We start from the raw sequence: 23775 nt of genomic DNA, 5'->3' as shown, positions 1-23775 counted from the left end.
TTCCCGCATGCGCCCTGACGTTCATGCCTTCTTCGACGAAGACACTTTCACGGTGAGCTATGTCGTCGCCGATGCGCAGAGCCGCGCCTGCGCGGTGATCGACAGCGTGCTGGATTTCGACCAGGCCGCGGGGCGTACGTCACGCAAATCCGCCGATGCGATCATCCGCTTCATCGCCGAACGCGATCTGCGCGTGGACTGGGTGCTGGAGACCCATGTACATGCCGACCATCTTTCGGCGGCGCCCTATATCCGCCAGCAGACCGGCGGCCGGCTCGGCATCGGCAGCGCGGTGACCGAAGTGCAGGACGCTTTCGTGCGCGTCTTCAACATTGCCGGCGATCTGCCCTGCGACGGGCGGCAGTTCGACCATCTTTTCGCGGACGGGGAGCCGTTCCGCATCGGCAGCCTGGACGCCACGGCGCTGCACACGCCCGGTCATACACCGGCCTGCAGCACCTATGTGATCGGCGATGCGGCTTTCGTCGGCGATACGCTGTTCATGCCCGATTACGGCACCGCGCGCTGCGATTTCCCCGGCGGCGATCCGCGTCAGCTCTATCGCTCGATCCAGCGCATCTTCGCGCTGCCACCGGAAACGCGGCTCTTCATGTGCCACGACTACAAGGCGCCCGGCCGCGACGACTATCGCTGGGAAACCAGCGTCGCGGAAGAACGCGCCAGCAATGTGCATATCCATGACGGTGTCAACGAGGAGGAGTTCATCGCGCTGCGGCAGTCGCGCGATGCCAAGCTGAGCATGCCACGGCTGATCCTGCCATCGGTGCAGGTGAATATCCGCGCGGGGCATCTGCCGCCAGCCGAAGCCAACGGCCAGCGCTACCTGAAGATCCCGCTCGACGCCTTCTGAGGCTCAGCCGCCATAAAGCCAGTCGTTGCCGGCATAGGCCTGCGCCTGGTTGCGGCCCGACAGCAGGCCGTTGCGCAATTCACGGACCGGCCCGGTGGCGTGATAGAAATCGCCATAGACACGCGCCATCACCTGCACCCGCGCCGTGCGCAGATAACGTTCCTGCTGATAGGCCAGGAAGGCGGCATTCGGATCGTCGCGCCGTGCCGCCAGCTTCTCGGCCAGGCAGACGGCATCCTCGATGGCCATGCAGGCGCCCTGCGCCAGATACTGCAGCATCGGATGCGCGGCATCGCCGAGCAGCGCAATGCGGCCTTTGGTCCAGTTCGCCACTGGCTCGCGGTCGCACAGCACCCACATGCGCCAGGACTCGATCTTGCCGAGCAGGTTATGCACCTGCGGCTGCTGGTTCTGGAACCGCTCGTTCAGTTCCTCCACGTCGCCGAAGGCATTCCAGCCTTCCTCGTAACGGTTGGAGTGGAAGACCGCGACGAGGTTGAACAGCTCGCCACGGCGCAGGGGATAATGCACCAGATGCGTCTTCGGCCCGGCCCAGAGCACGACGTTATTCTCGAACTGGCCCGGCGGGACTTCGCTGGCCGGCAGCACGGCGCGATAGGCGATATGACCCGACACGCGCGGCTTACCGTCATTGACGATCTCGGCCCGCACCTGCGACCACAACCCGTCGCAGGCCACGATGCTGTCGCCTCCGATGGACTCGCCGCCGGCCAGCGTCACGGTGACGCCATCGCCGCTGTCCTGCCAGGCCGTCACCTTGGCGTTATTGCGCAAGACGATCTTCTTCTGCGCCAGGCAGGCCTGCAGCAGCGTATTATGCAGATCGGCGCGATGCGTCACCGCATAGGGCATGCCCCAATGCGCCCGCGCCTGCTCGCCCATCGGAATGCGCGTCACGACTTCGCCGGTCAGCGCATCGCGCATGATCAGGTTTTCAGGAAACACCGCATCGGCCTCAATGGCCGCGCGGATGCCGAGCGCCTCGAAGCGGCGGAACACATTCGGCCCGAGCTGAATGCCGGCACCGACTTCCTTGAACTCGGCCGACTGCTCCAGCAGCACCGACGCGATGCCCTTCAGCGCCAGCGCCAGCGCCGTCGCCAGCCCGCCGATGCCGCCGCCAATGATGATGACCGGACGATCCTGCATTGCCATAATTTCCTGCCCCAATTTAGTCCTTGTACGGACTATTGTTCAACCAATATAGCGCCGTTCGGGGACGCGATCCAGCAAACTATTGCCGATTCTCTCTTTTCGCGAATCGGCAACAGGATTTGACACCCCAAGGGCGAGGTCGAATGATCGACTTTAGTCAAAATCCGCCGGCCGATTCGCAACAAGCAAGACTACGTCCTGCCGGTCGATTGCCTGCGCTGAGACACAAACCAAGGGGAAAACCAATGGCACAGTCAGATGGCGGCTTCCTGTCGCGTTGGACTCTGAAAACCGGCCCAGTCGGAAGTGGGGGCGTGATCGCGCCGGACGAACGCCTGCCGATGGGGCAGACGATTGCGCTTGGCCTGCAGCATGTGGTGGCGATGTTTGGCGCCACCGTGCTGGCGCCGCTGCTGATGGGCTTCGATCCGAACGTTTCCATACTTTTCTCTGGTATTTCCACGCTGATCTTCTTCTTCGTCACCGGCGGCAAGCTGCCGAGCTATCTCGGCTCCAGCTTCTCCTTCATCGCCGTGGTGATTGCCGCGACCGCCTATAGCGGTTCGGGTCCGAACGCCAATATCGGCGTGGCATTGGGCGGCATCATCGCCTGCGGCGCGGTCTATGCCATCATCGGGCTGATCGTGATGAAGTCCGGCATCGGCTGGATCGAAACCCTGATGCCGCCGGTGGTGACCGGCGCCATCGTCGCCGTCATCGGCCTCAACCTGGCGCCCATCGCCGTGAAAGGCGTCAGCGCCAGCGGCTTCGATGCCTTCATCGGACTGTTCACCGTGGTCGCCGTCGGCCTCGTCGCGGTCTACACCCGCGGCACGGTGCAGCGCCTGCCGATCCTGCTCGGCGGCCTGGCGGCCTATATCGTCTATGCCGTGCTGGCCAACGGGATGGGCATGGGCAAGCCGATCGATTTCAGCGGCGTGATGAATGCCGCCTGGATCGGCCTGCCGAACTTCACCACGCCCGTCTTCGATGCCGGTGCCATGGCGCTGATCGCACCCGTCGCGATCATTCTGGTGGCGGAGAATCTGGGCCATGTGAAAGCCATCGGCGTGATGACCGGCCGCAACCTCGATCCGCTGCTGGGCAGGGCCTTCCTCGGCGACGGCATCGCCACCATGATTTCGGGCGCCGGCGGCGGTGCCGGCATGACCACCTATGCCGAAAACATGGGCGTGATGGCAGTGACCAAGATCTTCTCCACGCTGCTCTTCATCGTCGCAGCATTCTTCGCCATCCTGCTCGGCTTCTCGCCCAAATTCGGTGCGCTGATCCTCACCATCCCCGGCCCCGTGCTCGGCGGCCTGGCGCTGGTGGTGTTCGGCCTGATCTCGGCGACTGCCGGCCGCATCTGGGTCGAGAACAAGGTCGACTTCTCGAATGCACGCAACCTGATCACGGTCGGTGTGGCGCTCACCGTCGGCGCAGGCGACCTGATGCTGAAATTCGGCGGATTCTCGCTGGGTGGCATCGGCACCGCCACCTTCGGCGCGATCATCCTGTATCAGATCCTGAACGGCCGGGCTGCTAATCAGTAAATTGGCGCCAACCGGTCATCGGGACTTCACCTTCCGACCCGCGGCGGGTTTCGCCCTGCCGCGGGTTTTCTTATGGCTGTCCCTGCGGATATGCTTCGCCCCGACAGCCCCCTCTCCAGGAGAAGACCAGTGGATGTGAAAGACGGCAACGGCAACCTGCTTGCTGAAGGCGACAGCGTGATCCTGATCAAGGATCTGAAGGTGAAGGGTGCCAATACCACCCTGAAACGCGGCACGGTGATCAAGAACATCCACCTCACCGCCGACGAGGAAGAGATTGAGGGCCGAACCGACAAGGTGAAAGGCCTGGTGCTGAAGACCTGTTTCGTGAAGAAGGCCTGACCAGCCAGTCCTGATCAGCGACGCTTGCGGCCCGCGGCGGGTTGCGCCCTGCCGCGGGTTTTCTTTTGCACGAAGTCTTCCAGCGGCGGCGGGCCGGCCTCCACATTCAGCCGTTTGGCCAGCTTCATCGCGTCGAAGGGCGCGCGCACTTTGATGTCGTTGTCGAAATAGACGAAGATATCCTTCACTTTCGTCCGCGCTTTCGCCGATGACAGCCGGTCGATCTCGCGCGGCGACTGGCTTTTGCTCCAGCTGTGGAACCAGCGCGCCCAGTCATCGAGAGCTTCGTCGGAATAGCCACTGGCATAGAGCTGTTCCGAGCCATGCAGTCGGGCATAGACGAAATCTGCGGTGATATCGCCCAGCCGCGGCCACTCCACCGTATCGGCCACCACCAGGCCGACCCTGTATTTGCGCAGCAGTTGCACGAAACGCTCGTCGCGGAAACTTTCATGCCGGATTTCCATGGCGTGGCGCAGCGGGCGGTTTCTGTCCGGCGTCAGGAATACGCGCCCCTTCATGCCGGCATCGTGTTTGCGCGCCAAACCGGCCGCGGCCATCGTGTCATGCGGCAGAAGTTTGAGAAAATCCTCCAGCCGCTCGGGATCGAAGCGATAGCTCGGCGGCAATTGCCACAGGATGGGGCCAAGCTTCTCGCCGAGCGCCAGAACCCCTTGTGCGAGAAAGTTCGCCAGCGGCGTTTCCGCATCGCGCAGGCGACGGATATGGGTGATGTAGCGCGAGGCCTTGATGGCGAAGACGAAATCATCCGGCGTGCCGTCACGCCAGCGTTCAAAGATTTCCGGCCGCTGCTGGCCGTAGAAGGTGCCATTCACCTCGATGCTGGGAAAGGTGCGCGCGGCGAAGGCCATCTCATGCTTCTGCGCCAGGCCTTTCGGGAAGAAGACCCCGCGCCAGGGTTTGTAGGTCCAGCCGGAGATTCCGATGTGTATGGTCATGGCGGATCAACACGCCGCCAGAGCTTCGGTTCCGCCGGCTCAATCGTGACTGAGCAATCTTGCCACGCCATGCCGCACGCCTTCCTGCCAGGGCGGCAGGCGGATGCCGTAGATGGCCTCTATCTTCGCTGTATTCAGCACCGAGTTGGCGGGACGCCCCACTGGCGTCGGATAGTCCGCCGTGGAGATCGGATCGACCAGGATACCACGGCCGGCCATCGCCATCGTCGTGACCGCCAGACCGTGCCAGGTGGTTTCGCCGGCGCCGGCGAGATGGAAGATGCCCGACAGCGTCCTGTCCCGTGGACCGGCCAGACGCCTTGCCATGGTGACGATGGCTGCCGCGAGGTCGGGGGCGTAAGTCGGCGACCCATGCTGGTCGGCGACGACGCGCAGGCGGTCGCGCTCAGCGCTCAGCCGTAGCATGGTCTTGACGAAATTGCTGCCGAAGGGACTGTGCACCCAGGCCGTACGCAGGATCACTGCAGCGGGAAAGGCGGCCAGCACTGCCTGTTCGCCGGCGAGCTTCGAGGCGCCGTAAACGCTCTGCGGATGGCAGGCATCGGTTTCAAGATAAGCGCCCGATTTGGTGCCGTCGAAAACATAATCGGTGGAAAGCTGGATCAGCGGCAGGTTGCGCCGCGCGCAGATCGCCGCCACGGCAGCTGCGCCATCGCGGTTGATGGCAAAGGCAAGACCGGCCTCGCTCTCGGCCTTGTCGACGGCCGTATAGGCGGCGGTATTGACGACGATGTCGGCCGGCAGATCGTCCAGCACGGCAGGAACAGTGTCGGGCTGCGCCAGATCGAGCAGCGGCCGGCCGATGCAACTGACCGCGACATCCTCGCCAGAGAGTTCGGACAGCGAACGCGCCACCTGCCCCTGCGTGCCGATGACCGCGACGCGCAGCATGGCGTCAGCCCGCGGTGCCGTTGGTGACGATCAGCGGCGGCAGCGGATAATAGGGCGGCAGCACTTTCGCCTCGCTCAAGAGCGGCGCCCCCCGGTCTTTCGTGGCAATCACCGGATCGCGCAGCTTCCAGTCGATGCCGATGGCGGGATCGTCCCAGCGGATCGCATGCTCGCAGCTCGGATCGTAGGGCGCGGTACACTGGTAGATGAAATCGGCCTGCTCGCTCAGCACCGCGAAACCATGGGCGAAGCCCGGTGGAATCCAGAGCTGGTGGTGATTGTCGCCGCTGAGCAGCGTGCCGGTCCAGCGCCCGAAAGTGGGCGAACCCTTGCGGATATCGACGGCGACATCGAAGACTTCACCGGCTACCACGCTGACCAGTTTGCCCTGGCCATGCGGCTCCTGATAGTGCAGGCCGCGGATCACACCTTTGCGCGAGCGCGAGAAATTGGTCTGCACCGACGGCACGCCCAGGCCATGGTTGAGATAGCGCGGCGCGTTCCATAATTCCTTGATCGAGCCGCGGTCATCGGCAAACACCTTCATCTCGATGATGAAGACATCCGGCAGGTCGGTGGCGATGATGCGCATGGGTCTGCCTGCCTAGCGGCCGCTTTCGTTCAGGATACGCCGCAGATACTGGCCATAGGCATTCTTTCCATAGGCCGTGGCGATCTTTTCCACCTGCGCGGCATCGATATAGCCCTGGCGCCAGGCGATCTCTTCGGGTGCGGCGATCTTCAGACCCTGGCGCTTTTCAACCGTGGCGATGAAATTGGAGGCCTCCAGCAGGCTGTCCGGCGTGCCGGTGTCGAGCCAGGCAAAGCCGCGGCCGAACAGTTCGACTTTCAGCCTGCCGCGCCTGAGGTAGACGTTGTTGAGATCGGTGATCTCCAGTTCGCCGCGCGCCGACGGTTTCAGCCCGGCGGCAATGTCGCAGACTTCGCGGTCGTAGAAATACAGGCCGGTCACCGCCCAGTTGGTCGGCGGGTTGGCCGGCTTCTCGATGATCGCGGTCGGTGTCTTGTCGGGTCCCAGTTCCAGCACGCCGTAGCGTTCCGGATCGGCCACCCAGTAGCCGAATACCACCGCACCGTCCTCGATGCCGGCGGCGCGGCGCAGCACGTCGCCAAAGCCCTCGCCGTAGAAAATGTTGTCACCCAGCACCAGGGCGCAGGCTTCGCCACCGATGAAATCGCGGCCTATGATGAAGGCCTGCGCGATGCCGTTGGGCTCGGCCTGTACGGCATAGGTGATCGAGATGCCCCACTGGCTGCCATCACCCAGCAGGCTGCTGAAGGCGGTTTGATCGCGCGGTGTGGTGATCACCAGGACCTCGCGGATACCGGCCAGCATCAGCGTGGTCAGCGGATGATAGATCATCGGCTTGTCATAGACCGGGATCAACTGCTTGCTGGTCACCGCCGTTGCCGGATGCAACCGCGTACCCGCGCCGCCCGCCAGGATAATACCCTTCATCGCACGCGTTCCTTCACTGCCTGATTGATCCGGTCGAACATCTGCTGCGTCGTATCGGGCCGATAGTCGCCCAAGGGCGGCGCCGGCACGCCGACCGGTTTCCCTCCGACGAAGGCCGCAGCCGCCGCCTGTTCGGCATAGTATAGGTCAAAATGGGCGCGCGACAGGTTCGAATGACGCGACAGTGCGGCGCGGTCCGCTGCCTGCAAAGCTGCTGTCAGGCTCTCAAGATCGGACCAGCGGAAGGCTTCCGGGTAGACCATGTCCGCGACGCAGGCAAAGCGCGACTGGTAGTTGACGTGGTACAGCACCGGGATACCGGTCGCCATTGCTTCGATCACGGCTTTTCCGCCGCTGGTCGGGAAGGATGCCACATACAGATCGACCTTCAGGTCGCACAGCGCCGCCGCGAGACTTTCGACATGCGCGATATGCCGGAACCGTTCTCTCGGAATCGACTGCCGGTCCATGGCTGCATGAATCTGCGCAATGGCTTCAGCCGGCAATGCGCCGATATGGACATGCTCGCCGCCGGTCTGCGCCATGATCTGCGGCAGCACATCGGCATAGCGATAGGCATAGCTCTGATCGGTGAATTTTGCCGCCGAACCGCAGGCCGCTGTCCGCACCGCACCTTCAGGAAGAAAAGCCGAAGCCTCCCGCCGCGCCGGGGTGGCAGCCGTCATTGGTACATAGACCGGATTGATCTGCGGCGTATGCCGGCAGAGCAGGTGATGCACCATTGGAGTCTGATCGATATGCGCCGTCACCGGCAGCACGGCGCCCAGGCTGAAACAGGCATCCGAGTGATGATTGAAATAGGTGTTTGTCTTCTGCAGCAGCGCTGTGGCGGCCGGAATCACCGGATCGTAGGGATGCCCGAACAGATAGACCGTTTCAGGGCGGATGTTCTGCAACTGCTGCATCAGCCAGCGCAGGCTCTCGTCATGACGGATCTGGCTGTTGCGGTACCAGGTGAAATCGATCCCGCGCAGTTCCCTGTCCAGCAGGCTCTGCACCGGTGGAACTGCCATGTTGATGCCAAGCCCGGTCAGCAGCAGCACATGTTTGCGATCCGGTTGCCGCCGGATGTAATCGATCATCACACGTGTATGGCCGCCGAATTCGTGGATGGCGGTCGCCAGATACACGATCGGCGCCGAGGTATCGGGCACAATCGGCGCCAACTTCGCATGGACCGCGAACTGCCGGCCGACCTCCAGACACAGCGCATCCAGCGTGCCGTCATTGCCGGGCGCGGCCTGCGACATCGGCAGGCTCTTCACCAGCCGGAAGGCAACATCGAATATCGTCCACAGCGCATAGCCGAAGTCGCCTTCCGCACAAGCCGACTTCACATCCACGCCAACATCCCGCACCGTCGGATAGAAACCGGCCTCGATGCGCTGGCCTTGCAGCCAGACGGCACGCCTGGCCTGATGACGGGCATTCATCACGTGCAGATCGGCCGGCGCGAGCGGCAGCAGCTGGTTCCAGATGGCGAGCGCTGCCGCGCGGTTGCCCATCGCAGACTGCAATTGCGCCATCACCGACAGCAGACGGGGATCGCGTCCCCGACTGGCATATTGCGGCTCGATATAGGCCAGCGCGGCCTGGGCGCCCCGGTTTGCCGCCAGTTCCTGCGTGTTCCTGATGACCTCGTCCAGAGACGGAGGAGGAGACTGATCCGGCATGCGGAACTCACGCACCCGGCGACGGACTGCCGGCGGCAGCCCAGCGGGCCGAGGCCGCGCGGCGGAAGTCGGTGTGGTCGCGGATATAGTCGCTTTCGTCGTAATGCGCCGAAGCCATCACCAGGCAGACCGCACCGGACGAGAAATTGTTGATCACGCGCCAGACCATCGGCTTCAGCAGCACGCCCTTGTGCGAGCGGTTGAGNNAGCTGCTGCAGCGTGCGATGCGCATGGCCGGCGCGTTCGGAGCCCGAGGGAACATCGTAGAGATAGTAGACACGGCGGATGTCGAACGGTACTTGCCGCTCGGCTTCCACCACCGTCAGATTGCCGCGCAGGTCATGCACGACCGGCAGGTCGATCACATCCCAGTTTTTGTCGTTCTCGCTCATGCCTCGGCGTCCGGCGACAGATTTCCTTCGGCGTGAGTCTAGCCGGGGATTTATTAACAAATGCCCTCAGCAAAAAGGGGGAAGCCACTCAGCCTTCTCGGACGGCGACGCCAAAGCCGGTCCGGCCGAAGCCGTTGCCATTGTAGAAAAGATACGTGCCGCCGGGCAGTGCCGCCACCGCGCTGAAACTGATGGCTTCCGAATCCCAACCGTCCACCGAGACATCCAGGCCGAGTGCGGCGTCGTTGCGCCGCCAGTTGCAACCGTCCGCCGAGGTGGCATAGGCCAGCCGGTAGCCGTGACGCAGTGTGCGGGTCGAGAAGTACAGTTCGTATCCGGCCGGCGACGACACCACGAAGGGGCGGCCGAGGCCGTGCTCCACCGCCTCGTCGGGCCCGAGCACGAAGTGGCCGGGGCCGTTCCAGTGCCGCCCATCGGCGGACTGCACTTCGCGCATGTGATAACTCGGCACCGCCTTGCCGCCGACCGTCACTTCACGGTCGCCGGCGATATACAGCATGCGCCAGCCTTCCTTCTCAGGCAGCACGAAAGGCGCGGTGCGATACAGCAACTCGCCGTCGCAGCGCTCCAGGATCGGCGCCTCCGATACGCGGGTGAAGCTTTCGCCGCCATCGCGGCTGATCGCCAGGCCGCTGAACAGCGTGTAGCGGATCTGCACGCCAAGCTGGTAACCGACGTAATAGAGCCAGAGTTCAGCGCCGCGCCAGATCGCGCAGGTGGGGTTGACGCCGTTGTCATCGAAACAGCCCGGCCGACCGATATCCAGCACGGGTTTTGCCGCGCGACGCAGGACGCGGGTCGGATCGCGCGGATCGAGATCGGCATAACCGATGCGTCCGATACCCTTGTCGTCGCAGGAGGCGAAATAGACGCGCAACCCGCCATCGGGCATCTGCACCGGCGTCGGGATCATTGCATGGCTGCGCGCCCAGGCCTCATTGCCGTCCGGCGCATAGATGCAGCCGAGCTTGCGCCAGCGCATGGCGCTACTCCGGTACCTTGAAGAAACGCCAGGTCATCAGCCTGGCGACCTCCGCTTCGGCCGGGCGGAACAGTTGGCCCGCTTCGGTATCCTTCGAGATCACGCAGCCCGGCCCGACCCAGTTGTCCCGGCCCAGCGTGATGTTGTTGGCCAGCGCAGCATTCACGCCGAGGAAACTGCCGCTGCCGATGTTGCAGTAACCCGAGATCACCACATGCGAGGAGACGAAGACATTGTCCCCGATCACGGAGTGATGACCGATATGGTTGCCGCTCCACAGCACCACATTGTCGCCGATGGTCGCAAACGGCTGCACCACGTTGTTCTCGAAGATGAAGCAATGCTCGCCCAGCCTGGCGTTTTTCCAGACAAAGGCCTGCGGGCTGATGTAGCTGGCCGGGCGGTAGCCCATCGCTCTGGCTGCTGCCAGCAGCCGGGCACGCAGACGGTTCAGCTGCGTGTAGACCACGGCGACATGGATATCATGCTCGGCCGGCGGATAGAGTGTCGCCAGATTTTCGAAGGCGACAACCGGCCGGCCCAGCAGGCTGTCGCGCTTCAGATAGGCCTGTTCGACAGCGAAGGCGACCACCTCATACTCATCGCCGGCGCCGAAATACTCGCAGGCGATCTCGGCAAAAGCGCTGTCGCCGACCAGAACCAGTTTGCGTTTCTGTGCCACGACCTCAGCCCCTCGCCTCACGTTTGAGCGGCTGTGCCAGCGCCTGGCCGATCATGGTGCAGACATGGTCGATCTGTGCATCGCCCAGGCCGGGCCAGATCGGCAAGCTCAGCGTCGTGCCCGCGATAGTTTCTGCCAGCGGGAACTGGCCGGTGCGGTAGCCCAGCGCCGCATAGGCCGGCTGCAGATGCGGCGGCACCGGATAATGCACCATGGTCTGTACACTGGCGGCGTTGAGCGCATCTGCCAGCGCATCGCGCGCGGCATGGCGCACCGAAAACAGATGCCAGACCGGCTCCGCGCCTTCCGTCACGCCCGGCAGTTCCAGTCCCGGCAGGCCGAACAGCCCGTTCATATATCGCGCAGCGATGCGGCGGCGATCGGCATTCCATTCATCCAGACGGCGCAGCTTCACCGACAGGATGGCGGCCTGCAATTCATCCAGCCGCGAATTGCAGCCGACGATCTGGTGTTCGTATTTCTTTTCCGAGCCGTAATTGCGGATCAGCCGGATGCGCCTGGCCAGCGCGGCATCATGGGCGACCACCGCACCGCCGTCGCCCAGCGCACCGAGATTCTTGGTCGGATAGAAGCTGAAGCCGGCCGCCGTACCGAGGCTGCCAACCTTGCCGCCGCGATAACTGGCGCCATGTGCCTGCGCGGCGTCTTCAATCAGATGGAAGTTATGCCTGGCCGCCAGTGCCTGCAGTGGCGCCATCTCGGCCGGCATGCCGTAGAGATGCACGGCGATCAGCGCCTTCGTGCGCGCGGTGATCGCCGCCGGCACCAGCTCCGGGTCGATATTGCCGGTGCTGGCAATACAATCCACCGGAACAGGCTTCGCACCGGTGCGGGTGACACCGAGCCAGGTGGCGATGAAGGTATGCGCTGGCACAATCACCTCGTCGCCGGCGCTGACACCTAAGCCCTCCAGGATCAGGGTCAGCGCATCGAGGCCGTTGGCAACGCCGATGCCGTGGCCCGTCGCGCAGTAGGTGGCGAATTCAGATTCGAAAGCGGACACGCGCTCGCCGAGGATGAACTGGCGACCGTCCAGCGTTGCGCGCCAGGCGGCATCCAGCTCGGCTGCGATGGCGGCGTGAGTCGGTCCGATATCGAAGAACGGCACGTTCATGGGGCGGCGATCCGGCATTTGCGCCCAAAGTAGATCACCGATTGTTAATAAATCACACCTAGTTTTCCGCGCATGACCCAGCGTGACGGCATCCCGGGAACCGGCATCGACCCCGCGGCCTATACCGTCGCGGGCTTCGAAGACTTTCGTCGTCGCGCTGCCGATCCCAGACTCAGCCCGCATGAGAAATCCGGTTTCCCCGATCTCTATCGCGAGGGCCGCGGCGGCACCATCCTGAACGACATCCTGAGCAAGATGCCGCCGCTCTGCGACCGCGGCCAACAGGTGCTCGATATCGGCCCGGGTAGTTCCAGCCTGCCGATGGCACTGATCGAACATTGCATCCGCCAGCAGCATCGTCTCACGCTGGTCGATTCCGCCGAGATGCTCGGCCTGCTGCCCGACCATGCCGCGATCACCAAAATCGCCGGTGCCTTCCCCGCCACGCTGCCTGCCGTGCAGAAGGCTTCGGCCGGATACGACGCCATCCTGGTCTACAGCGTGGCGCAGTATGTCTTCGCCGAAGCCAACCTGTGGTCCTTCGTCGACCTGGCGGCCGGCCTGCTCAATCCGGGCGGCACGCTGCTGATCGGCGACCTGCCCAATGCCAGCCTGCGCAAGCGTTTCCTGGCCAGTGCGGCCGGCCGCGCCCACCATCGCCGCCATGTCGATCCGCACAGCGATCCCGTTGTGGACTTCAACCGCGCCGAACCCGGCCAGATCGACGATGCGGTGGTCTTTGCCATCCTGCAGCGCATGCGGCTGGCCGGCTTCGACGCCTTCGTGCTGCCGCAGGCGCCGGAACTGCCGCAGGCGAGCCGCCGCGAAGACATCCTGATCCGCCGGCCGTGACCCATCCGCCCGTCATGCTGCGCCGCTACAGCGACAGCGATGCCGAAAGCTGGAACCGCTTCGTCGCCGCCAGCAAGAACGGCACGTTTCTGCTGGACCGCAACTACATGGATTATCACCGCGCGCGCTTCGACGATCATTCGCTGCTCGCCTTCGATACAGATGGCGCGCTGCTGGCCGTGATCCCGGCGCATCGCCGCGACGGCCTGCTGGTCAGCCATGGCGGCCTGACCTATGGCGGCGTGGTCAGCGATGCCGCCATGACGCCGCTGAAGATGCTCGGCCTGTTCGACGCCCTGCTGGCGCATATCAAAAGCGAGGGCCTGCGCGGGCTGTATTACAAGACCATCCCGCGCTTCTACCATCGCCAGCCTTCCGACGAGGATCTCTTCGCCCTCTTCATCCACAAGGCTGTACTGAAACGCCGCGACCTTACCACCGCGATCGATCCGCAATTCCCCGCGCCCGCGCAGACCCGACGCAAGCGCGGCATGAAAGCTGCCGCCAAAGCCGGACTGACAGTCGGCCCCAGCGACCGCTGGGACGACTTCTGGGCCATCCTGGCGCAGAATCTGACCGAGCGGCACAATCTGAAACCGGTGCACAGCGTCGGGGAGATCCGCCTGCTGCACGGCCGCTTCCCTGACGCTATCAAGCTATACTGCGTGACGCAGAATGATGTCGTGGTCGGCGGTGCGGTGATGTATCTGACGCCACGCTGCGCCCATGTGCAGTATACCGCCAGCAATCCGGCCGGGCGCGAGGCCAATGCGCTCGACCTGCTGTTCTTCATGCTGCTGGAGGAATACCGCGACCGCTGGTTCGACTTCGGCATTTCCAACGAGGGTGACGGCCGCCTGCTCAATCACGGCCTGATCGACTACAAGGAAGGTTTCGGCGCCCGCACGGTCACGCTGGACCATTACGAGATCCTGCTGCCCTAAAGCGTCAGCCCCGCCAGTCTGAATACCTCCAGCAGCTGCGCGCGCAGCCGCGCCACCGAATACTCCTGCCCGACGCGCGCGCGTGCCTTTGCCACCATCGCCTGCCGCGCCGACACATCGCCCAGCAGGCCGGGCAGCGCACTCGCCCAGTCGGCGTCTTTCACGAGCAAAGCCGCACCATCGGCGCAGCAGTCGCGATAAATCGGATGGTCGGAGGCAATCACCGGCAGTCCGGCCGCGGTGTATTCCACCCATTTGGTATAGGTCTTCATGCGGGTGAAGGGGTTGTCGCAGAGCGGCGTCAGGCCGAGCACCCAGTTGCGGCGCTGCAGGTCGCGCAGGTAATCGTCATAGGCGATGAAACGGCGTTCATGCTTCACGCGCTCACCGAAGCGCACTAGTTCTGGCGGCATATGTTCCAGCGACCCGATCAGCTCGAACCGCGCCTGCGGATGCTGCTCCAGCGCCGCGACAATGCCGGGCAACGCCAGTTTCAGATCCTCGTTATGTCCGCCGCTCGCCGCATAACCGAATGTCAGCGATGCAGACACCGGCCCGAGCGGCAGCAGGTCGACGGCAGCACAGATCGGCCCGACATGCGGCTTTGCCACCTCGATCCCCAGTTCCAGCATGCGGTCGCGCAAAGCCTCGGTGCTGAAATAGGCGACGCTGGCCTGCTCCATCTGCGCCCGCAACGCCTGCAGACGCTTCGGGTGACTGTAATAGGCGACCTTCTCGGCACCCTGGTCGGCCGAGACTTCCATCAGGTTGTCGTCGAGATGGAACACGAAAGGCAGACCCATCCTGCGGCTGGCGGCGAGGAAGTCCTCGGCCATCGCGCCATTGTAGCGGCTGGAAAACACCAGCGCCGGCCGCACCTGGTTGAGGATCATGGCAGCGAGCGACAGGCCGTCGACGCCGGGCGGCGCGTTCTTGACGATCTGTGCCAGCGCCTCCTGCGTCAGCATCTGGATATTGATGCCCGGCAGGCCCTGCAGCGGACGCAACAGGTGGATCGCCAAGGTCGGCGAGACGCTGGCGGAGAGCGCCAGAATGGTGACGGGTGCGTTCATCTCTTCAACTCGCCGAGCACAGCGAGCCAGCGCGCCGCATTGGCGGCCGGGCTGTAGCGCGCCTGCACGAAAGCCTGCCCGGCCTGCAGTCGCGCCAGCGTGGCGGCCGGATCGCGCACCGCCGTCTCGACGGCCTGGGCGATCGAAGCATCCAGCCCGATGACATCGCCGAGCATGCGGTAGCTCTCGATCGGATGCGCCACTACATAACGCCCGGCGGCGAGCGCCTGCAATGCGCGATTGTTGCTCTTGCCCCTGGACGAGACAGCATCGGCATCGAAGGGCAGCACCACCAGATCGCAATCCGCCAGTGCGGCCTCCAGCACCGGCACCGACCATTGTTTGCAGTCGACACCGAAGCTGGCCGGTTCGGCGGCACCGAAGATCTTCTGGCTGTCGGGGGTCGGCAACTGCTCGCAAACAAGCTTCAGCACGACCGGATAGCGCTGGCGGAGTTTCGGCAAGTCGTCCTGCACCAGTTGGCGCACGGCGGCGACATGCGCCGAGAGGAAACCGAACCACAGCAGGTTCAGCGCCTGTGCCGGCGCGAATTTCGCCGGCTGCGACGCCACCTCCACCACATCCTCGATCACAAAGACCGGTTTGGCATCGCCGAGCGTCTCGCGCATCTGCTGGGCCAGCGCCGCGGTCGGCGCAGTGACGGCGTCGCAGCTGGCAAATATCGCCTCCAGGATGTTGCGATAGGTCTGCGCCCGGTCGGGCCCGAAGGCCTTCGCCATCGCCTCCAGCACCTGGGCCGAGAGTTTGAAATCCGAGACATCCACCACGATCCGGCCGCCCTGGCGACGGATCGCCTCGAGCCGGTCGAACAGCACCTTGATCACATTGGCCAGCATCAGGATGTCGTGCTTGGGCTGATGCAGCACCAGCAGGTCGATCCGGGTGTCGAAATCCGGCCGGAACAGTTCCATCACCGCAACCACCCCGGCGCGGTGGCCGTCATGCTGGAGCTGCCCGGCGGGGATGAAGCCGCGATAGCGCGTGCTGGCCAGTCGGGTCATCTGGTCCGGCGGGGCATGGGGCGTGGTGTTGACCGCATAGACGACGCGCATGGGGGACCGGCTGAACCTCGATTCGGTGGTTAACGAGTATAGCCGCAACGCCCGGCACGACGAGGCACCGGTCGCGAAAGGCAGCGGTCACGGCTGCGGTAATGGGCGGAAATTCCAGAGAAAATGGTGCACCCGACAAGATTCGAACTTGTGGCCTCTGCCTTCGGAGCATGAAAGACCGATTTCTACGAACCACTCCAGGCTACTGTTATTCCCCTATTTCCGGGATTTCCGTTCTATCGCCTTCCCTCCCCTCTGCTTGAATTCTCTCTCCCGCTGTAGCTACGGATTCATAGGCAAGGGCCAAGTTCGCGCGCCAAAGGGAAAATCACCAAGCAGGCGGTGAAGCGTTGCTGTCGGTCAAAGCTTATTCGATATCGCAGTTAAGGACTTTGGCGCACGGCGTCCCCGCCGCAAGCCCGAAGAGAAGAGCGGCTGGCTTCGACGGTCGCCGACCTCTGCGACCAATATTACAAAGAGGCCCTGGCTGGAAATATCCTAACCCGCAGCGGCTACGCCAAGACGCAGTCCATGCCCGCTTCGCGCGACCTACAATCTGATACCCGCCCGCACAGCCATACAGCACCTCACGCCCCGCGCGCTCTTACATAGATGGCGCGCAGCGTCGTGGTGGCGCAGATGAACAGCCGGTTGCGCTTCGGGCCGCCGAAACACAGGTTGGCCACCACTTCATCCAGCAGGATTTTGCCCAGCAGCGTGCTGTCCGGCGCGTAGCAATGCACGCCGTCGCCGGCCGAGGCCCAGATGTTGCCTTCGCTGTCGAGGCGGAAGCCGTCGAACAGGCCGGTGTCGCAGACGATGAAATCCTCGCCTTGGCACAGGCTGCGGCCGTCGGCCCTAAGCGGATAGCGGCGGATTTTCGGCTGGCAGTCGGGGAAATGCGTGCGGCCGGTATCGGCCACGAACAGCATCGATTCATCGGGCGAAAAAGCCAGGCCGTTGGGCTGTTTCATGTCGTCGACCACGCGGGTGATGGCGCCCGAGGCCGGATCGATGCAGTAGACATGCCGGCCATCCTGCTCCATCGGCGCGGCATCGCCCTCGTAATCGCTGTCGATGCCGTAGGACGGATCGGTGAACCAGATCGAGCCGTCGGATTTCACCACCACGTCGTTGGGCGAGTTCAGGCGCTTTCCGGCATAGCTGTCGGCCAGGATGGTGCGGCTGCCGTCGATCTCGTAGCGGCTGACGCAGCGGCCACGATGCTCGCAGGCAATCATGCGCCCCAGCTGGTCGACGGTGTGGCCGTTCTGGTTGCGGCAGGGCTGCTCGAAGACGGCGACCGCGCCGCTCGCCTCGTCCCAGCGCAGCAGGCGGTCGTTCGGGATATCCGACCAGACCAGGTAACGCCCGGCGGCGAAATAGGCCGGCCCCTCGGCCCAGCGGCCGCCGCTCCACAGTGTGTCGATCTGCGCATTGCCATGGATCAGGCTGCGGAAACGTTCGTCGCGGATATCGTAATGCTCTCCCGCCATGGCTCGATCCTTTACGGCATTGATGCCTTACGACATTGATGCTTCACGACAGCACGCGCTGGTTCCGGCCATAGACCAGCAGCATGGCGATGATCACTCCGCCATAGATGATCTGGCGGCCCGCCTCCGGCATCTGCATGATAGACAAAACCGAATTGAGCAACACGATCAGAATCACGCCGATCAGCGTGCCAACATAACGCCCGCGCCCGCCGAGGATATGCGTGCCGCCCAGCACCACGGCGGCAATCGCCGGCAGCAGGTAGACATTGCCCATGCCCTGGTAGGCCTTGGCGGAATAGCCGGCCAGCAGGATGCCGGCGATGGCGGCGCAGACGCCCGACACCACGAAGGCGCCAACGATCACCCAGCGCGTGCGGATACCCGAGAGATAGGCCGCGGCCTCGCGCGAGCCGGTGGCATAGATCGCGCGGCCGAAGCCGGTGCGGGTCAGGATCACGACGATGGCCAGCGACACGGCGGCCCAGACGAAGATCGCCGCAGGAATGCCCAGCAGGCGTTCCTTGGCGAGGAACACCATCAGCGGCGTGGCGGTATCCTGCGGTGCGAAACCGCCGGTCTGCGCCACCATCAGGCCGCGCAGCACGGTATCGACGCCGAGCGTGAAGATCATCGACGGGATGCGCAGCCAGGCCACCCCGATGCCGTTCACCAGGCCGACCGCCACGCCGACGGCCAGTGCCGTGGGCACGGCCAGGTCGCCGCCGATGGCAGTGGCGGTCATGGCGGCGGCCGTCAGGGTCCAGGGGATCGACAGGTCGATATGGCCGAGCAGGATCACCATCATGATGCCTGCCGCGCAGATGCCTAAGAAAGCGCCGATCTGCAGCTGCTGCAGCAGGTAGTTCGGCGACAGCAGGGGCGCGGTGCCGGTGGTGGACAGGGTATAGCCGGTGCCGATCAGCAGGATCACCAGGATGAAGGCCAGGGCGATGGCGATCGGTTTGTTTTCGGCCGAGACAAGCCTCTGCATGGTGTCACCTGAACAGATCGAGTTTGTTCTTCACCCGAAGGGTGCGGAACGCGCCGAACGACACGGCGGTGAGCAGTACCACGCCCTCGATCAGCGGCTGCAGCAGCGGATCGATGTCGAGGATGCGGAAATAGAACGAGATCACCCGCAGGATCAGCGCGCCGACCAGGCTGCCGATGGCGCCGCCGCTGCCCCCCAGCAGCGATGTGCCGCCCAGCACCACCGCCGCGATGGAGTTCAGGGTATAGGCGCCGGCCTGCTGGATGTCTGCATTGCCCGAGGAGGTCTGGATGGCGAGATAGAGCCCGCCGCAGGCCGCGAGTAAGCCGCCCAGCGTGAAGGCGGCGATCTTGGCCCTGTTGATCGGCAGGCCAGACATATAGGCCGAGCCCTCGGCCGAGCCGATGGCATAGACGGTGCGCCCGGTGACCGAACGGCGGAACGGAATCCAGACCAAGGCCGCCACGATCACGACCAGGATGACGGGCACCGGGATATCGGCGAAGGGCGACAGCCACCAAGCCTGGCCGTCATCGGCGATGCCATAGGTTTCGGCGAAATCGGCCACCGCATTGGTCAGCGCCCAGCTCAGATCCTCGTCGACGTCGCCGCCCGGCTTCGGCCGCACCAGCAGGGCAAGGCCGATGGCGATCGCCCCGGTCGCGAGCGTGGCGATGATCGGCTGGATCCGGCCATAGACCACGATGCAGCCGTTCATCAGCCCGAAGGCCGTGCCGGACAGCAGCGTCACGATCATGCCCAGCAGGATCTGCGCCGGAGAACCGTGCAGCAGCTCGGAGGCGATGCAGTTGGTCAGTGTCATCACCGCGCCGACCGAAAGGTCGAGGCCACCCAGCAGCACGGGCAGGGTCTGCGCCATGGCGACGAAGACGATGGCGACGGCCTCGTTTGAATTCTGGATCGCCACGGCCGAGGAGAAGCCGCGCGGATGCAGGATGTTGTAGACCAGATACAGCACGACCAGCAGCAGGATGGCGGCGGCGAAACCCAGATTCTGCTGCAGCCAGCGCGTCAAAAACTTCCCCGACATCAGGCGGCCCGTGGGTCGATGTTGAGCGAGGCGGCGACCAGGCTTTCCTCGGTGATGCCGTCGCCGGATTGTTCGCTGACCACCCGTCCGCCATACAGCACCGCGACGCGGTCGCAGCAGCCGATCAGTTCCGCGTAATCCGAGGAATAGAAGAGGATGGCCTTGCCCGCATCGGCCAGGTCGCGCATCAGCCGGTAGATTTCCTGCTTGGTACCCACATCGATGCCGCGGGTCGGATCGTTCAGCAGGATGATGTCCGGGTCGATCATCAGCCATTTGGCGATCACCACCTTCTGCTGGTTGCCGCCCGAAAGCGTCATCACGGCATCCTGGGGAGAGCCGACCTTGATCTGCAGCTTGGCGATGCCATCTGCCACGGCCTGGCGGGCGCGCTGCGGATCGATGAAGGGGCCGCGCGATATCCGGGCCTGGCAGGCGGCCAGAAGGTTATCGGCAATCGACATGCCCAGCATCAGGCCTTCGGTCTTGCGGTCTTCCGGGACCAGGGCCATGCGGGTGCGCCCCGATTTCGCGGCCGCCGGCGAGGCCGGGCCGCCAGATTGCCCAGCAATCGCGATCTCGCCCCCGACCTGCTCCAGCACGCCGAACAGCGCGAGCAGCAGCTCCTTCTGCCCCTGCCCGTCGAGGCCGCCGAGACCGACGATCTCGCCGCGCCGGACGGACAGGTCGATGCCATTCAGCCGGTCTTCCCATGTCAGGCCGCTCACTTGCAGCAGCGGCCGGTCCTCCCGCGCTTCCGGCCGGGCCGGCGGCCGGGGCGGGAACTGCGCCTCGACATCGCGCCCGATCATCAGTTTCACGATCTCGCGGCCGTTTTTGGCGCCCTTGGCGAAGGTCTCGATATGCCGGCCGTTGCGGAAGACCGACAGGGTATCGCAGAGGGCATCGACCTCGTGCATGCGATGCGAGATGAACAGGCTGGCCACGCCTTTGGATTTCAGATCGGCGAGAAGGTCGTAGACCGTCTGCACGTCGCGGGCGGTGAGCGCCGATGTGGCCTCATCCAGGATCAGCACCTTCGGATCGCGGCCGAGCGCCTTGGCGATCTCGATCATCTGGCGGCGCGACAGCGACAGTTCGCGCACCAGGGCATTCGGATCGACATCTTCGCAGCGCACCCTGGCAAGCAGTTTCTCCGCGCGCGCCTTCTGGGCGCGTCTGTCGATCAGGCCCAGTCGGCGCGGCGGATCTGAAATAGACAGGTTGTCGGCGACCGTCAGGTCGGGGATCAGCGAGAGCTCCTGGAACATGCAGATGATACCCGCATCGCCGGCGGCCCGCGGCGATGCGAAGGCAACCGGTCTGCCTTCAAGACGAATTTCCCCGGCATCGGGTTGCAGCACGCCGGACATGATCTTGATCAGAGTCGACTTGCCTGCCCCGTTTTCCCCGAGGATGCCGTGGATGGATCCGGCCGAGCAGGCGAAATCGACGTTCTCCAGCGCCCGGATGCCCGAAAAATGTTTCGATATGCCGCGATATTCGATGATGGCGTCGGTCATGCCTGTGCTGCATCCGGCCAAGGCCGGTCGCCCTTGCATAGGAGAGGACAATTCCTGAGAAGACAGGGCCCCGGATGTTAACGCCGGGGCCCTGTTCGATCCGGGATGGCAGTTATTTCACGTCCGCTTCGGTCTTCGACATGATCGCGGGGCCGGAGACGTTCACGCCGCAGGGCGGAAACTCGTTGACCGTGAAGAAGTTGTCCGGAAGGCTGGTCCAGAAGTTCACGCCGTCCTTCAACTGCGTGTAGTCGGCCACCGGCAGCGGCACCGAGATGAGCTGCGGCATGGCCTTGCCTTCCAGCGCGGTGACGGCCGCCTTCATGGCGATCGCGACCAGGCCGGGCGACTGGCCGATCGAGATGCCCTTCAGGCCCTCGCCCGCATGTTTGGCGACGAGCTTGCGGAAGCCGTTCTCGGACTCGCCGGCAATCGGAACCATCGGGTGCTTGGCATCCAGCATCGCCCGGACCACGCCAGTGGTGCCGCCCTGCGCCGCGATCGCATCGAACTTGCTGTGCACGGCGATGGCATCGGCCGTCACCTTCTGCGCGGTGCCGTCATCCCAGTTTCCAACGACCTGGACAACCTCCCACTTGCCGCCCGATGCCTCGAGCGCCTTGTGGATGCCGACCGAACGGTCGCGGTCGACCGAATTGCCGGGCAGGCCGCGCACTTCCAGGATCTTGCCCGAGGTCTTGCCCGCCGCCTTCAGTTCCTTGAGCAGAAATTCGGCCCAGGTCTTGCCCATGGCCAGCTGGTCTTCGTTCACCTGCATGACCTTGTCGGTGTCGAGCACATTGTCGAACGGCACCAGCACCACGTTATTTCGGTCGGCCAGGCGGATGACGCGGTCGAAACCATCCGGCGACACCGCGATGGTGACAATGGCGTCATAGCCCTGGTTGATGAAATCCTCGATGGCGCCCAGCTGCGCCGGTGCGTCGGTTCCGGTCGAAACGACCTTGAACTCTTTGATCTTGCCCTTCATCGACGGATCCTCGGCGAAAGCCTTGGCCGTCTTGATCATCTGGATACGCCAGGTGTTGCCGACAAAGCCGTTGACCACGGCGATGCGATACGGGCCCGGACGGGCCGCCCACTGGAAGTATTTGGTGCTGTTGGACCAGGGCTTGAAACAGGCCGGATCGGCGCCGGGGCCCGAAACAACCTTGGGGCCGGCATAGGCCAGTTGCGCCGACAGCGCCGCCGCCATCACGACGGCCGAGAATTTGAGAACTGATTTCATGGTGGTTCCTCCCTCTGTTAAAGCATCCGTTCGGAATTCTTCGGACTGCGGTCCACGTCTCCGTTATTTCGGATCTGCCTTGATGTTCACGTCTCCGTCAGACCGTCGCCTCCATCTCTTCACTGAAATTCCTGAAGCCGATCATCAGGTGGCTCCGCAGGCGATACTGGAATGCCAGGCGGTCCCGCGCGGCCAGCGCGTCGATCACCCCGGCATGCTCGGAATAGGTTTCGGTCTTGTATGACCGGCGGGTCTTGCCTTTCTGCATGATCCGCAGGACGACCGGCTTTATCACCTTGTAGACATCCATGATCGCGTCGTTGCCGAGGATCGAGATCAGCCGGGTGTGGAAATCGTAGTCCACCTCGGAGGCTTCCTGGATGTCGCTGATTTCGGCCAGCCGGTTGTTGATCCCGTAGAGATCCTCGACATCCCGGTCGGTCAGCCGGTCGAGCAGCCGGTCCGCCGAACCGACTTCGAGAAGGTCGCGGAAGGCCTGCACATCGCTGAAGGTCTTGCGCGAGACCTCCATGGTGTTGAAGGAAAACAGTTCGAACGCGCGCGACAGGCGGTTGTCGGTGATCGTCGCACCAACCTTGGGCCGCACATCCACCAGGCCATAGGCCTTCACGATGCGCATAGCTTCGCGCACCGTATTCCGGCTGGCATTGAACTGAATGCAGAGTTCACGTTCCGTCGGCAGGTTGTCGCCAACTTTCAACCCGGCATTGGCGATGAGGGCACGGATCTGCTCGACGATCGCATCGACCGCCGATCCACCAATCGCTCTGGTTTTCTGTGCCGGTATGCGCGTCTTTGATTTCACCACGGCTTCTGTCTTCGGTCAGAGTATCGGGTCAGCCAGATACCGCCCGCTCTATTTGTTGGACCAGAATCCCTAGTGATCCCCGGACTGCCTGTCAACTCCGTCGCTTCCATCCCGCTCGCGCAATCCGGAAAATGGCTTAACATGCCTGAAACAATGATATATTACGCCAGCCTCAGATTTTCCGACCCGCTAGGCGTGAATTGACCCGGCCAAGAGACATCCGTTATTTGTAGGACCAAATACAAACCGGCGGTTTGTCCGGCGGCCGGGAATCCCGCGGGACGCCCGCAGCGGACAGGGGGGCTTTTGCCCCATTGGACGCAGCAAAGGATTTGCGGATTTGCGGCACCGCTCTCCGAACCGGCTCCGTGATCATCGAATCACTCCAGCCACCTGTGAGGATTCGGTTTAACGCCAGCTCACAGCATCTGAAAAAGGCATGATCCGTCGGCAGCCAGGCTGCAGCTACAGCGCTCTCTGCCCATTCAG

21 protein-coding genes and 2 pseudogenes are annotated in these 23775 nt (G+C 63.8%); 5 read left to right on the top strand and 18 right to left on the bottom strand.

The window, feature by feature from the left end; all coding sequences use genetic code 11:
• Positions 1–7 precede the first annotated feature (7 nt).
• Positions 8–871: an MBL fold metallo-hydrolase gene (locus CTR53_RS07510; RefSeq protein WP_290810748.1), complete on the top strand. Its 864-nt coding sequence runs from the start codon at positions 8–10 to the stop codon at positions 869–871.
• A 3-nt stretch (positions 872–874) separates the two neighbouring features.
• Here the strand turns inward: CTR53_RS07510 and CTR53_RS07505 are convergent, their stop codons facing one another.
• On the bottom strand, positions 875–2041 hold the full coding sequence (locus CTR53_RS07505) for a 3-hydroxybenzoate 6-monooxygenase (protein ID WP_290810745.1): 1167 nt from the start codon (positions 2039–2041) through the stop codon (positions 875–877).
• 251 nt (positions 2042–2292) lie between these two features.
• Between CTR53_RS07505 and CTR53_RS07500 the strand changes: the two genes are divergently transcribed.
• The gene (locus tag CTR53_RS07500; RefSeq protein ID WP_290810742.1) at positions 2293–3603 is read left to right on the top strand and encodes a solute carrier family 23 protein; all 1311 of its coding nucleotides are present in this window, start codon (positions 2293–2295) and stop codon (positions 3601–3603) included.
• Between the two features lie 129 nt (positions 3604–3732).
• A pseudogene (locus tag CTR53_RS07495) lies at positions 3733–3945 on the top strand (alkylphosphonate utilization protein); the annotation flags it as partial.
• 14 nt (positions 3946–3959) lie between these two features.
• On the opposite strand, the gene CTR53_RS07490 reads toward CTR53_RS07495, so the two are convergent.
• The 9 genes and pseudogenes from CTR53_RS07490 to CTR53_RS07455 all read right to left on the bottom strand — a co-directional run bounded on the left by CTR53_RS07490 (position 3960) and on the right by CTR53_RS07455 (position 12202).
• Positions 3960–4904: a DUF72 domain-containing protein gene (locus tag CTR53_RS07490; RefSeq protein WP_290810736.1), complete on the bottom strand. Its 945-nt coding sequence runs from the start codon at positions 4902–4904 to the stop codon at positions 3960–3962.
• A gap of 39 nt (positions 4905–4943) precedes the next feature.
• Positions 4944–5816 (bottom strand): dTDP-4-dehydrorhamnose reductase, encoded by an 873-nt coding sequence (gene rfbD, locus CTR53_RS07485; protein ID WP_290810733.1) that lies wholly within the window; start codon positions 5814–5816, stop codon positions 4944–4946.
• 4 nt (positions 5817–5820) lie between these two features.
• Positions 5821–6408, bottom strand: a complete 588-nt coding sequence (gene rfbC, locus CTR53_RS07480) for a dTDP-4-dehydrorhamnose 3,5-epimerase (RefSeq protein WP_290810730.1) — start codon at positions 6406–6408, stop codon at positions 5821–5823.
• 12 nt (positions 6409–6420) lie between these two features.
• Positions 6421–7296 carry a glucose-1-phosphate thymidylyltransferase RfbA gene (gene rfbA / locus CTR53_RS07475; RefSeq protein ID WP_290810727.1) on the bottom strand — a complete coding sequence of 292 codons (876 nt, stop codon included), beginning with the start codon at positions 7294–7296 and terminating at the stop codon, positions 6421–6423.
• Positions 7293–8990 carry a hypothetical protein gene (locus CTR53_RS07470; protein ID WP_290810724.1) on the bottom strand — a complete coding sequence of 566 codons (1698 nt, stop codon included), beginning with the start codon at positions 8988–8990 and terminating at the stop codon, positions 7293–7295. Before CTR53_RS07470 ends, rfbA begins: the two co-directional genes overlap by 4 nt.
• Positions 8991–8997: 7 nt before the next feature.
• A pseudogene (locus CTR53_RS21230) lies at positions 8998–9382 on the bottom strand (FdtA/QdtA family cupin domain-containing protein).
• 88 nt (positions 9383–9470) lie between these two features.
• Positions 9471–10385: a hypothetical protein gene (locus tag CTR53_RS07465; protein ID WP_290810721.1), complete on the bottom strand. Its 915-nt coding sequence runs from the start codon at positions 10383–10385 to the stop codon at positions 9471–9473.
• Positions 10386–10389: 4 nt separating this feature from the next.
• Positions 10390–11067: an acetyltransferase gene (locus tag CTR53_RS07460; RefSeq protein WP_290810717.1), complete on the bottom strand. Its 678-nt coding sequence runs from the start codon at positions 11065–11067 to the stop codon at positions 10390–10392.
• Between the two features lie 4 nt (positions 11068–11071).
• Entirely contained in the window at positions 11072–12202 is a 1131-nt protein-coding gene (locus CTR53_RS07455; protein ID WP_290810714.1) for a DegT/DnrJ/EryC1/StrS aminotransferase family protein, read from the bottom strand.
• A gap of 72 nt (positions 12203–12274) precedes the next feature.
• Here CTR53_RS07455 and CTR53_RS07450 point away from each other — a divergent pair, with 72 nt between their 5' ends.
• Together CTR53_RS07450 and CTR53_RS07445 are read left to right on the top strand one after the other, a co-directional pair.
• Positions 12275–13054: a hypothetical protein gene (locus tag CTR53_RS07450; protein ID WP_290810712.1), complete on the top strand. Its 780-nt coding sequence runs from the start codon at positions 12275–12277 to the stop codon at positions 13052–13054.
• The gene (locus CTR53_RS07445; protein WP_290810709.1) at positions 13051–13998 is read left to right on the top strand and encodes a GNAT family N-acetyltransferase; all 948 of its coding nucleotides are present in this window, start codon (positions 13051–13053) and stop codon (positions 13996–13998) included. Before CTR53_RS07450 ends, CTR53_RS07445 begins: the two co-directional genes overlap by 4 nt.
• On the opposite strand, the gene CTR53_RS07440 is transcribed toward CTR53_RS07445, so the two are convergent.
• The 8 genes from CTR53_RS07440 to CTR53_RS07405 form a co-directional block, all read right to left on the bottom strand.
• Entirely contained in the window at positions 13995–15071 is a 1077-nt protein-coding gene (locus CTR53_RS07440) for a glycosyltransferase (RefSeq protein ID WP_290810707.1), read from the bottom strand. The two genes, CTR53_RS07445 and CTR53_RS07440, sit on opposite strands and share 4 nt — an antisense overlap.
• Complete coding sequence (locus tag CTR53_RS07435; RefSeq protein ID WP_290810704.1) at positions 15068–16144, bottom strand: glycosyltransferase; 1077 nt, start codon at positions 16142–16144, stop codon at positions 15068–15070. Before CTR53_RS07435 ends, CTR53_RS07440 begins: the two co-directional genes overlap by 4 nt.
• Positions 16145–16731: 587 nt before the next feature.
• A complete protein-coding gene (locus CTR53_RS07430; protein ID WP_290810701.1) occupies positions 16732–17640 on the bottom strand; it encodes an SMP-30/gluconolactonase/LRE family protein in 909 nt (302 codons plus the stop codon).
• Between the two features lie 43 nt (positions 17641–17683).
• The gene (locus CTR53_RS07425; protein WP_290810698.1) at positions 17684–18634 is read right to left on the bottom strand and encodes an ABC transporter permease; all 951 of its coding nucleotides are present in this window, start codon (positions 18632–18634) and stop codon (positions 17684–17686) included.
• Between the two features lie 4 nt (positions 18635–18638).
• Positions 18639–19685: an ABC transporter permease gene (locus tag CTR53_RS07420; protein WP_290810695.1), complete on the bottom strand. Its 1047-nt coding sequence runs from the start codon at positions 19683–19685 to the stop codon at positions 18639–18641.
• Positions 19685–21208, bottom strand: a complete 1524-nt coding sequence (locus tag CTR53_RS07415; RefSeq protein ID WP_290810692.1) for a sugar ABC transporter ATP-binding protein — start codon at positions 21206–21208, stop codon at positions 19685–19687. The genes CTR53_RS07420 and CTR53_RS07415 overlap by 1 nt, the downstream gene beginning before the upstream one ends.
• 112 nt (positions 21209–21320) lie before the next feature.
• The gene (locus CTR53_RS07410) at positions 21321–22457 is read right to left on the bottom strand and encodes a sugar ABC transporter substrate-binding protein (protein WP_290810689.1); all 1137 of its coding nucleotides are present in this window, start codon (positions 22455–22457) and stop codon (positions 21321–21323) included.
• Between the two features lie 97 nt (positions 22458–22554).
• Positions 22555–23286 carry a FadR/GntR family transcriptional regulator gene (locus tag CTR53_RS07405; protein ID WP_290810686.1) on the bottom strand — a complete coding sequence of 244 codons (732 nt, stop codon included), beginning with the start codon at positions 23284–23286 and terminating at the stop codon, positions 22555–22557.
• Between the last annotated feature and the right edge of the window lie 489 nt (positions 23287–23775).

Source organism: Ferrovibrio sp., from assembly GCF_002796975.1.
GTDB lineage: Bacteria > Pseudomonadota > Alphaproteobacteria > Ferrovibrionales > Ferrovibrionaceae > Ferrovibrio.
The sequence above is the reverse complement of the archived record's forward strand: the minus strand, read 5'-3'. Positions and strand labels throughout refer to the sequence as shown.